We start from the raw sequence: 10572 nt of genomic DNA, 5'->3' as shown, positions 1-10572 counted from the left end.
TCTTATGTTCAATCTCTAACTTTTTAACTTCTGGTCTGCTTCAAAGAAACCAACAGGACAATGTCTAAAACATCATCTTGTCTGTCTTTCAAACAGTGTGAGGCTGTCGCACTCACACTTATCGGTAATCTGTTTTGTTAAAGAGCGAAAACGAATTATAAAGCATTTCATCTCATTGTCAATCAAAACTTTTCTTATAAACCTCGAAAAATCAGACCAACTGTGATATACTTACCTGTTCGTTCAATCACCGCCAAAGCAGCGAAGAACCGAACTATACCCCCCTCCTCAAAAACCGTCAACCCCCAAAACCGCAAAAAATTCCACAAAACCTAACAACAACCTGAAATACAAAGACTTTTATTTCAAAATATTCTCAAACCAAACTCAATCAACAGCAAAGGTCGTCTGAAATCCCTTTCAGACGACCTTTTTCACTATTTACCACGCATCAATTCAAAAAACTCATCATTGTTTTTGGAATCTTTGAGTTTGCCCACCAAAAATTCGGTCGCCTCAATTTCGTCCATTGGATGCAGGAATTTGCGCAAGAGCCACATGCGCTGCAACTGGTCGTTCGGAACCAGCAATTCTTCACGACGCGTGCCGGATTTGTTGATGTTGATGGCGGGGAACAGGCGTTTTTCCGCCATGCGGCGGTCGAGGTGCAGCTCCATATTGCCTGTGCCTTTAAATTCTTCATAAATCACATCATCCATGCGGCTGCCGGTTTCTACCAAAGCGGTCGCAATAATGGTGAGCGAGCCGCCTTCTTCTACATTGCGCGCTGCACCGAAGAAGCGTTTGGGGCGGTGGAGGGCATTGGCATCTACGCCGCCGGTCAGGATTTTGCCGGAAGTGGGTACAACGGTATTGTAGGCGCGGGCAAGACGGGTAATCGAGTCAAGCAGGATGACCACGTCTTTTTTGTGTTCGACCATGCGCTTGGCTTTTTCAATCACCATTTCCGCCACTTGGACATGACGTTGCGCTGGTTCGTCGAAGGTGGAGGAAACGACTTCGCCGCGCACGGAACGGCTCATTTCCGTAACTTCTTCAGGGCGTTCGTCAATTAAGAGAACGATGAGTTCGACATCGGGATAGTTGGCGGTAATCGCGTGGGCGATGTTTTGCAACATCACGGTCTTACCGGTTTTCGGCGGTGCAACCAACAGGGCGCGTTGTCCGCGGCCGATAGGGGACACTAAATCAATAGCACGGCCGGTAAGGTTTTCTTCGGCTTTAATGTCGCGCTCAAGTTTGAACTGCTTGGTGGGGAAAAGCGGGGTGAGGTTTTCGAAGAGGATTTTGTGTTTGCAGACTTCGGGATGATCGCCGTTGATGCTGTCGAGGCGGACGAGGGCGAAATAGCGTTCGTTGTCTTTGGGTACGCGCACGCTGCCTTCAATGGTGTCGCCCGTATGCAGGTTGAAGCGGCGGATTTGCGTGGGCGAGACGTAGATGTCGTCAGGACCCGCGAGGTAGGAAGTGTCCGCGCTGCGTAAAAAGCCGAAGCCGTCGGGCAGGATTTCGAGCGTACCTGAGCAGGTAAAGCTTTCGCCCTGCTTCATCATTTGACGAACAATGGCGAATACGAGGTCTTGTTTGCGGAAACGGTTGGCGTTTTCAATGCCGTGTTCTTCTGCCATTTCCAAGAGTTTGGAAATGTGTAGGGTTTGTAGTTCTGAAACGTGCATGATTTTTGACAGTTGTATTGGAAAAGAATGGGATTCGGAAGACAGAGGTCGTCTGAAAAGAATAGTGTACGGAATGTACGGTGATTTTTGAGAAACCTGAATTGTAGGCAGTCGGAGGGCGGGTGTCAAATTTAGGTGGGACAAGGTTTGTATGGTATAGGTTTTGTTGCATGACTGGTAACACTAAATAAACAGGTTGACTGAAAAATACGTTTCAGACGACCCCTTGAAAAGAAATAGCAATCCCTCTAACTATTTATTGTTTATTCAGATAACCCTTAGGAAAAATACTGCGATATATGGCGTATAGACCGATTGTCATCATAGAATAGAGAACTGTGAAGGCAGAACAAACAAATACTATAACGATACTAAGCCATATACCAGTAATGTAGGGATACAATGACAACAAGTATTCAAGTTAGCTTTAATGGTAGAAACTGGTCTGACATTCTCTACCATGATCAAAACAGTCAGCCAGAGCATCATAGAATAAATGCCAAATAATCTTCTTGATGCAAGTAAGCCTATAAGCGATAAAAAATTTATGAAACTAGAAAATTATTAGGATTATGGAGTATATACAATGGTTAAGCTTTTAAAGCTTGGAAAGTCAGAAGAAGAAATTAAAGATTTAGAAAATAGGGAAGGTAAATTAAACAAAAAAACCATTAAACGGTATTTATTTTTAGATGCCCATAAAATTGCTTCATCTGATGATATTTTAAAATTTGAAAATCATTACAACGTATCATTACCAGATGAATATAAGGAATTTTTAAAGAAAAATAATGGAGGAATGCCAAATGATAGTTGTTTTCTGGATGATAGGGTTTTAAATTTCTTTTTTGGATTGTTTAATAATCCAAGATTAGAAGAATCTATTGAGTGGCATTTAAATATTTTTGATGATAGATATCCATCATCAATGTTACCTATTGCATCTGCAGGAGGTGGAGATTTGATTCTGATTGGCATAAAAGATGAATATCAGTCTAAAATTTTTTACTGGTCTCATGATTTTGAGGCAGAGGAAAGCGGAAGCCAATATTTTGAAAATATTGAGTTCATCTCAAATAATTTAAAAGAATTTTTGAGCATGCTTTCTTCTGAAGACTAATGCTTTTTTAGTCTAAAAAAACCAAATAACGACCTGCATAATGACAGATATAAGTCAGGGACACATATCCAAGAGTAAAAAGATTTCCCCTCGTGAGTGTATAAATACAAAGAAACACTGACAATTAAAAAAGTAAAAAGCGGCAATACGAATATGTTTAACAGCAAAATAACTGGAACGAACCACTTTTCTTCAAAAATCCAGCAACCAGCCTAAGAGAATAGATAAATGACCACACCCAAAGACCCTCTCGGTTCTGCATGGATGATTGTTGCCGCACTCGGTTTTACCGTCATGAACGTGTGCATCAAAGCCGCGGCGGCAAAATTCGGTTTCAACAGTGGCGAACTGGTATTTTGGCGCATGAGTTTTGCTGCCGTCGTATTAGGCATAATGGCAAAAGCACGCGGCGACACCTTTGCCACACCACATTGGAAAACCCATCTCAACCGCAGCGTTGTCGGTACAGCCGCCATGTTTTGTCTGTTTTATGCCGTCATGCACCTGCCGCTGGCAACGGGGGTAACCTTAAGCTACACCTCCTCGATTTTTCTGGCGGTATTTTCATTTTTTATCCTGAAAGAGCGGATCGCGTTTTATACGCAGGCAGTTTTGTTATTTGGCTTTTTCGGTGTCGTCCTGCTGCTGAACCCTTCGTTCAAAGGCGGACAGGAAATCGCCGCATTGGCAGGCTTGACGGGCGGAGCCATGTCAGGTTGGGCGTATTTGCAGGTACGCGAACTGTCATTGCTCGGCGAGCCGGGTTGGCGGGTAGTGTTTTATTTTTCGATAACCGGCGTCGTTATGGCATCGGTTTGGGCAACTTTGACCGGCTGGCACAGCATTCCCCTCTCCGCCCTGCCCTATCTTTTCTGCATCGGGCTTGCCGCCATGCTTGCCCAACTTTCCATGACCCGCGCCTATAAAGTCGGCAACAAATTCACCGTCGCCTCCCTTTCTTATCTTACCGTCGTCTTTTCCGCCCTATCAGGCACGATATTTTTGGACGATACCGTCACTTGGCAGGAAACCTTTGGTATGATTATTATTGTCACAAGCGGCATATTAAGCAGCATCCGGCCAGTTTCGATTAAAAAGTGGCTTACCAAAACAAGCTGACCATCAACCTCATCATTAACATCATATAAAAAGGAGAGTACGATGATTTCCATCCGCGAGCAGTCTTACGGTTTGAATGTGGCGCTGTACAACGAATTTACCCTCGACGATTTCCGCCAGCTTGAAGCTGCCTTATTGGAAAGCAAACAAAAAATCCACTTACCCGACGTCCTTTTGGATTTGTCCATGCTGAAAGATTTCACAATCGATATGGCGATGGAGCAAATCAAATTCCTCAACCAGCACGAAAACGACTTCGGCCGCGTCGCCGTCATTACAGACGACATTTGGATCAAACTCGGCGCCCGCCTCTCCAGCCTGTTGACCAACCAACATCCGAAATATTTTGACGATGCCACCAAGGCACAAGAATGGCTGTTAGCAAGCAATTTCAGGCAATAAAAATGAAGGACTGAAACAGACGAAATAGCATCCCGCCCTTTTCACCTTCTGAATTTCGCTCGGAAGGGGTCGTCTGAAACATGCAAAATACACACAAAATAGCCCCGTTTTAGTGTTATCAATGACGTTTTTTTTCATTTAAATATGCTAAAACTCGATAATTTGTGTAAAATACACTCCGCATAAGGATAGGACTCCCATGCTGCTGATTCCCGCAATCGATTTAAAAGAAGGCCGCTGCGTGCGCCTGAAACAAGGTTTGATGGAGCAGGCGACGGTGTTTTCCGATTCGCCCGCCGAAACTGCGCTGCATTGGTTCAAACAAGGCGCGCGCCGTTTACATTTGGTGGACTTGAACGGCGCATTTGCCGGCGTTCCGCAAAATTTCCCCGCCATCAAGGACATCCTCGCTGCTGTTGCCAAAGACATTCCCGTACAGCTGGGTGGCGGGATACGCGACCTGGAAACCATTGAAAAATATTTGGATTTGGGATTGAACGACGTCATTATCGGTACGGCGGCGGTAAAAAATCCCGACTTCGTGCGCGAGGCGTGCAAAACGTTTCCGGGGCAGATTATTGTCGGGTTGGATGCCAAAGACGGTATGGTGGCGATAGACGGCTGGGCGACCGTAACCGAGCATCATGTGATTGATTTGGCGAAACGTTTTGAAGATGACGGCGTCAACAGCATTATTTACACCGACATCGGCCGCGACGGCATGATGAGCGGCGTGAACATCGACGCGACCGTCAAATTGGCGCAAGCCGTCGCCATTCCGGTTATCGCATCGGGCGGTTTGACCAATTTGGACGACATCCGTGCTTTGTGTGCCGTTGAGAAACACGGCGTGGCGGGTGCGATTACCGGTCGTGCGATTTACGAGGGCAGTATTGATTTTGCCCAAGCGCAGCAGTTGGCGGATTCGCTGGCATAATTTGTATTGGCGGAACCCGCCGCACTCGTTTTGGCGAAATTCGTTGCACTCATTATTAGCGAAACTCACTGCGTTCGTTTTAGCGAAACTCGCTGCGCTCGTTTTCAGACGACCTTATTTAAAAACAACCATCCAGGTCCTCTGAAATGACCAAACGTTTTCTTACTCACTTGTCCCGCCGTTTTCAAACAATATAGCGGGGCGAAGATACACAATACTCGGTTGAACCTGTTTGCTTTCATTGTTGTCCTGTCTGCACAGGCAGGACAAAAGACGGGTTCGTCCATTTTTCTTCACAATAAAAGGCGGCTGACCGCCGAATATTGTTTGGGACTTACCATCCCACACTCACTAGTTTTATTTACTTTTCAAGGGGTATTTCATGTTTGAAGCATTTATTTTGGGCTTTTGGATTATCTGGTCGTCCGGCCGCAACGTACGCGCCGTCAGCGAAGGTTTGGGATTTACCATTATCGCCATCCTCGTCCGCCAGCTTTCCGCGTTCGATATGCCGATGATCGACACCTATTGGATGGTGTTTAACGGCGCGTTATGGGCATTTGCCAGCACAGTGTTTTATATCGTCGGACGCTTCAGCGGCAGCTTTATGACTTCCTGCGTATTCGCCGCCATTGCAGGCGTCGGCTATTTCCAACTGCTCCAACACCTGCCCAAATGGGTGCACAACTGGCTGGCGTAACACCTGCCTTGCCGGTATCAATGATTTGTAAGGTCGTCTGAAACGGATTGTCCGTTTGGGTGGAATCCGTTGTATGGGTTTTAGCGAAACCCGCTGCACCCACTTTCAGACGACCTCATTCCTAGTTTTGGAAAGGCATTCAAAATGGCACTGGCAAAACGCATCATCCCCTGTCTCGACGTCAAAGACGGCCGCGTCGTCAAAGGCGTAAACTTTCTCGGTTTGCGCGATGCTGGCAATCCCGTCGATGTCGCCAAACGCTACAACGACGAAGGTGCGGACGAGCTGACCTTCCTCGACATCACTGCCTCCTCCGACAACCGCGACACCATTTTGCACGTCATCGAAGACGTTGCCTCACAGGTTTTCATTCCGCTGACCGTCGGCGGCGGTGTACGCACCGTAGCCGACATCCGCCGCCTGCTCAATGCCGGTGCGGACAAAGCCAGCATCAACACCGCCGCCGTCACCAATCCCGATTTAGTCAACGAAGCCGCCGGATTTTTCGGTTCGCAAGCCATCGTCGTCGCCGTCGATGCCAAAGCCGTCAATCCCGAAAACACCCGCTGGGAAATTTTTACCCACGGCGGGCGCACGCCGACGGGCTTGGACGCAGTCGAATGGGCGGTTGAAATGCAGCGGCGCGGCGCGGGCGAAATTCTGCTCACCAGCATGGACAGGGACGGCACGAAACAAGGCTTCAACCTGCCGCTGACCCGCGCTGTCAGCGAAGCAGTCGACATTCCCGTCATCGCCTCAGGAGGCGTCGGCAATGTGCAGCATCTGATTGACGGCATCAAAGAAGGCAAAGCCGATGCCGTGCTTGCCGCCAGTATTTTCCACTTCGGCGAAGTCAGTATCCGCGATGCGAAGCTCGCCATGCGTGAAGCCGGAATCGAAGTGCGGCTGTGAGTTGAACTTGATTGACTCAAGGTCGTCTGAAAACGAGCGCAGCGAGTTTCACCAAAACGAGCGCAGCGAGTTTCGCTAAAATTGAGTGAAACGAGTTTCGTCAAAATAAATAAGGATGCCGAATATGGATAACAGCCTGCTTGAAGCCGTCAAATTCGATGAGAAAGGCTTGGTCTGCGCCATTGCCCAAGATAGGCAGACCCGCCGCGTATTGATGGTCGCATGGATGAACGCCGAGGCGCTGCAAAAAACCGTAGAAACCGGTTTCGCCCACTATTACAGCCGTTCGCGCCAAAAACAATGGATGAAAGGCGAAGAATCGGGGCACACGCAAAAGGTGTACGAATTACGCCTCGACTGCGACGGCGACGCCATCGTAATGCTGATAGACCAAAACGGCGGCATCGCCTGCCATACGGGACGCGAAAGCTGTTTCTACAAAGTCTGGAAAGACGGCGCATGGCAGACGGTTGATGCCGTGTTGAAAGACGAAGAAGCCATTTATGGGCATACGCATCCTTAGAGGTCGTCTGAAAACGAGTGCAACGAGTTTCGCCAAAACGAGAGAATCGAGTTTCACTAAAAATCGGGCGGATGATTGTCTGTTGTCAGAAACAGCGTTACGCGAAGCCAAGCAAACCTATGCCTTATCCGAATAGTCCTTATCCTTCAAAGCCGAAAATCCCATGACCGACACTATCCTCTCCCAAATCCAAAACACCGTCGACTCCCGCAAAGGCGGTGATCCCGAAGCTTCCTACGTTGCACAGCTTCTGCACAAAGGCGAAGACAAAATCCTCAAAAAAGTCATCGAAGAAGCGGGCGAAGTCCTGATGGCATCGAAAGACGGCGGTGGCGAACACCTTGTTTACGAAGTGGCCGACTTATGGTTTCACACCATGGTTCTCTTGACGCACCACGGTTTGCGCGCCGAAGATGTCGTCAACGAGCTTGCGCGCCGTCAAGGTTTATCGGGCTTGGCGGAAAAAGCCTCTCGCAAAGAGTCTTGAATTTATATTACAATCCGACCTTATTCGTTTTTCTGCCGTCTGTTTGACGAAACTCGCTGCACTCGTTTTAGCGAAACTCGTTGCGCTCGTTTTCAGACGACCTCGGAGCCATTATGGACAACTGTATTTTCTGTAAAATCGCCGCCAAAGACATTCCGGCGCAAACCGTGTACGAAGACGACGAGATGTTGTGCTTCAAAGACATCCGTCCCGCCGCGCCGGTTCATCTGCTGCTGATTCCGAAAGTCCATTTCGACTCGCTGGCACACGCCGCGCCCGAACATCAAACCCTTTTGGGCAAAATGATGTTGAAAGTTCCTCAAATCGCCGAAGCGGCAGGTTTGACCGACGGCTTCAAAACCCTGATCAATACAGGCAAAGGCGGCGGACAGGAAGTGTTCCACCTGCATATCCACATCATGGGTACGCCTGCATAAACCAACATTCCCACCATCCATTTTCAACTATATCAAGGATTTATTATGGGCAGCTTCTCTCTGTGGCACTGGATTATCGTATTAATCATCGTCGTTTTGGTTTTCGGTACCAAAAAACTGCGCAACGTCGGCAAAGACCTCGGCGGTGCCGTGCATGACTTCAAACAAGGTCTGAACGAAGGTACTGACGGTAAAAAAGACGAAGTCATCGAACACAAAAAAGACGAAGACAAAGCATAATTTATGTTTGATTTCGGTTTGGGCGAGCTGCTGTTAGTCGGCATTGTCGCCCTGATTGTACTTGGTCCCGAGCGTCTGCCCGAAGCCGCCCGCGCCGCCGGACGGCTTATCGGCAAGCTGCAACGCCTCGTCAGCAGCGTCAAGCAGGAATTCAACACCCAAGTCGAATTGGAAGAGCTGCGCAAAGCCAAACAGGAATTTGAAGCCGCCGCCGCACAAGTGCGCGACAGCCTCAAAGAAACCGGTACGGATATGCAGGACAACCTGCACGACATTTCCGACGGACTCAAACCTTGGGAACGCCTGCCGGCGCAACGCACACCTGCCGATTTCGGTTTGGATGAACACGGTAACCCGCTTCCTTCGTTAAGCACGGAAGTTTCAGACGACCCGGCTGTTTCCACGTCGTCTGAAAACGCTCTGCTGCAAGCAGACACTACGACGGATGCTGTCGAAACCGACACGCCTGCAGAATCCGAGCAAGACCGCGCATGGCGCGAATACCTGACCGGCAGCGCCGCCCCAGCGTCCAATGTCGTAGAAGTCAGCTATATCGACACTTCCGCAGACGCGCCCGTGCTGCATATCACTTCCCTCAAAAAACAAGCGATGAACCGCAAGCGCGACCTGCGCCCGAAATTTCATGCCAAACCCAAACTTCGCGTCCGTAAAAAGTGAGTAAACCGGTGTCCGAACCTCAAAACGAACAACCCGTCCAACCTCTTATCGAACACCTTATCGAGCTGCGCCGCCGCCTGATGTGGATCGTCATCGGCATCGTCGTCTGCTTTCTCGGCATGATGCCGTTTGCCCAGCAGCTTTACACCTTTGTTGCCGAACCATTGATGGTGAATCTTCCCAAAGACACCAGCATGATTGCCACCGACGTCATCGCACCGTTTTTCGTGCCGGTGAAAGTGACGCTGATGGCGGCATTCCTCGTTTCCCTGCCGCACACGCTCTACCAAATCTGGGCATTCGTCGCGCCCGCCCTCTACCAAAACGAAAAACGCCTGATTACCCCGCTCGTCCTCTCCAGCGTCAGCCTATTTTTTGTCGGCATGGCGTTTGCCTACTACCTCGTTTTCCCCGTCATCTTTAAATTCCTCGCAGGCATCACCCCCGTCGGCGTCAACATGGCGACCGACATCGACAAATACCTGTCCTTTATTTTGGGCATGTTCGTCGCATTCGGCACGACTTTCGAAGTCCCCGTCGTCGTCGTCCTGCTCGCCAAAATCGGCGTCGTAACCACCGAACAACTCAAAAACGCACGACCCTACGTCATTGTCGGCGCATTCGTCGTTGCCGCCATCATTACCCCGCCGGACGTGATTTCCCAAACCCTGCTTGCCGTCCCGCTTATCTTGCTTTACGAAGCAGGTATTTGGTGCAGCCGCTTTATCAAACCCAAATCGGACGAAACCGACGAACACCCGCCCCTTCCGCCCGCAGAAACTTAAATCTGCCTGCGGATATAGCTTGCAAAGGAAAAAAGGTCGTCTGAAACGGAACATCCCGTTGAACTGGCCCCCAAATCTTGGACACTCATAAAAGCCTATTCAGGCGCTCTGTGCAAGCTGGGTTCTGTATGCGACAGGACTCAGCTTTTTCAATTTCAAACTGCAACGCTCCCGGTTGTAGTAATCCATATAGTCATCTATCTGCTTCATCAATTCATCTACCGTCAATTCACCTGCGTTATAGAAACACTCCGTCTTCAACACCGCAAAGAAGCTTTCCATCGGCGCATTGTCCCAACAGTTCGCCTTTCGCGACATGCTTTGAACCATGGAATGCTCCGCAAGCAATTCCCTATATCCCGCCGTACGGTACAGCACACCTTGGTCCGAATGAAGCATCGTTCCTTCGCCAGTCAGCCGGGGTGCGGCTTTTTCGAGCATTTCCTTTACCATTTCGCTGTCGGCTCTGCGGCTCATGGCGTAGGCGACGATCTCGCGGTTGAACAAGTCCAAGATTGGCGAGAGGTACAGTTTG

14 protein-coding genes are annotated in these 10572 nt (G+C 49.0%); 12 read left to right on the top strand and 2 right to left on the bottom strand.

What is annotated here, in order from left to right; all coding sequences use genetic code 11:
- Positions 1–437: 437 nt before the first annotated feature.
- Positions 438–1697 (bottom strand): transcription termination factor Rho, encoded by a 1260-nt coding sequence (rho, locus tag HMPREF1028_RS12675; protein WP_003756207.1) that lies wholly within the window; start codon positions 1695–1697, stop codon positions 438–440.
- A 586-nt stretch (positions 1698–2283) separates the two neighbouring features.
- On the opposite strand from rho, the gene HMPREF1028_RS12670 reads away from it, so the two are divergent.
- The 12 genes from HMPREF1028_RS12670 to tatC all read left to right on the top strand — a co-directional run bounded on the left by HMPREF1028_RS12670 (position 2284) and on the right by tatC (position 10037).
- A complete protein-coding gene (locus tag HMPREF1028_RS12670; RefSeq protein ID WP_009313166.1) occupies positions 2284–2817 on the top strand; it encodes an SMI1/KNR4 family protein in 534 nt (177 codons plus the stop codon).
- Between the two features lie 228 nt (positions 2818–3045).
- Positions 3046–3936 carry a DMT family transporter gene (locus HMPREF1028_RS12665; protein ID WP_009313165.1) on the top strand — a complete coding sequence of 297 codons (891 nt, stop codon included), beginning with the start codon at positions 3046–3048 and terminating at the stop codon, positions 3934–3936.
- Between the two features lie 42 nt (positions 3937–3978).
- On the top strand, positions 3979–4338 hold the full coding sequence (locus tag HMPREF1028_RS12660; protein WP_003756202.1) for an STAS/SEC14 domain-containing protein: 360 nt from the start codon (positions 3979–3981) through the stop codon (positions 4336–4338).
- A 199-nt stretch (positions 4339–4537) separates the two neighbouring features.
- Complete coding sequence (gene hisA, locus HMPREF1028_RS12655) at positions 4538–5275, top strand: 1-(5-phosphoribosyl)-5-[(5-phosphoribosylamino)methylideneamino]imidazole-4-carboxamide isomerase (protein WP_009313164.1); 738 nt, start codon at positions 4538–4540, stop codon at positions 5273–5275.
- A 382-nt stretch (positions 5276–5657) separates the two neighbouring features.
- Positions 5658–5975, top strand: coding sequence for a hypothetical protein (locus HMPREF1028_RS12650; protein WP_003756197.1), 318 nt, complete (start codon positions 5658–5660; stop codon positions 5973–5975).
- Between the two features lie 144 nt (positions 5976–6119).
- Positions 6120–6887 (top strand): imidazole glycerol phosphate synthase subunit HisF, encoded by a 768-nt coding sequence (gene hisF, locus HMPREF1028_RS12645; protein WP_003776869.1) that lies wholly within the window; start codon positions 6120–6122, stop codon positions 6885–6887.
- A gap of 124 nt (positions 6888–7011) precedes the next feature.
- The gene (gene hisI / locus HMPREF1028_RS12640) at positions 7012–7410 is read left to right on the top strand and encodes a phosphoribosyl-AMP cyclohydrolase (RefSeq protein ID WP_009313163.1); all 399 of its coding nucleotides are present in this window, start codon (positions 7012–7014) and stop codon (positions 7408–7410) included.
- A 163-nt stretch (positions 7411–7573) separates the two neighbouring features.
- Positions 7574–7897 (top strand): phosphoribosyl-ATP diphosphatase, encoded by a 324-nt coding sequence (locus tag HMPREF1028_RS12635; RefSeq protein ID WP_009313162.1) that lies wholly within the window; start codon positions 7574–7576, stop codon positions 7895–7897.
- 113 nt (positions 7898–8010) lie between these two features.
- The gene (locus HMPREF1028_RS12630; protein WP_003740880.1) at positions 8011–8334 is read left to right on the top strand and encodes a histidine triad nucleotide-binding protein; all 324 of its coding nucleotides are present in this window, start codon (positions 8011–8013) and stop codon (positions 8332–8334) included.
- 45 nt (positions 8335–8379) lie between these two features.
- Positions 8380–8574, top strand: a complete 195-nt coding sequence (gene tatA, locus HMPREF1028_RS12625) for a Sec-independent protein translocase subunit TatA (RefSeq protein ID WP_009313161.1) — start codon at positions 8380–8382, stop codon at positions 8572–8574.
- Between the two features lie 3 nt (positions 8575–8577).
- On the top strand, positions 8578–9252 hold the full coding sequence (tatB, locus tag HMPREF1028_RS12620) for a Sec-independent protein translocase protein TatB (RefSeq protein WP_009313160.1): 675 nt from the start codon (positions 8578–8580) through the stop codon (positions 9250–9252).
- An 8-nt stretch (positions 9253–9260) separates the two neighbouring features.
- On the top strand, positions 9261–10037 hold the full coding sequence (gene tatC / locus HMPREF1028_RS12615; protein WP_009313159.1) for a twin-arginine translocase subunit TatC: 777 nt from the start codon (positions 9261–9263) through the stop codon (positions 10035–10037).
- Positions 10038–10136: 99 nt separating this feature from the next.
- Here the strand turns inward: tatC and HMPREF1028_RS12610 are convergent.
- On the bottom strand, positions 10137–10572 hold a 436-nt coding region (locus HMPREF1028_RS12610; protein WP_009313158.1), incomplete at its 5' end, for an IS3 family transposase.

The organism is Neisseria sp. GT4A_CT1 (assembly GCF_000227275.1).
GTDB lineage: Bacteria > Pseudomonadota > Gammaproteobacteria > Burkholderiales > Neisseriaceae > Neisseria.
The sequence above is the reverse complement of the archived record's forward strand: the minus strand, read 5'-3'. Positions and strand labels throughout refer to the sequence as shown.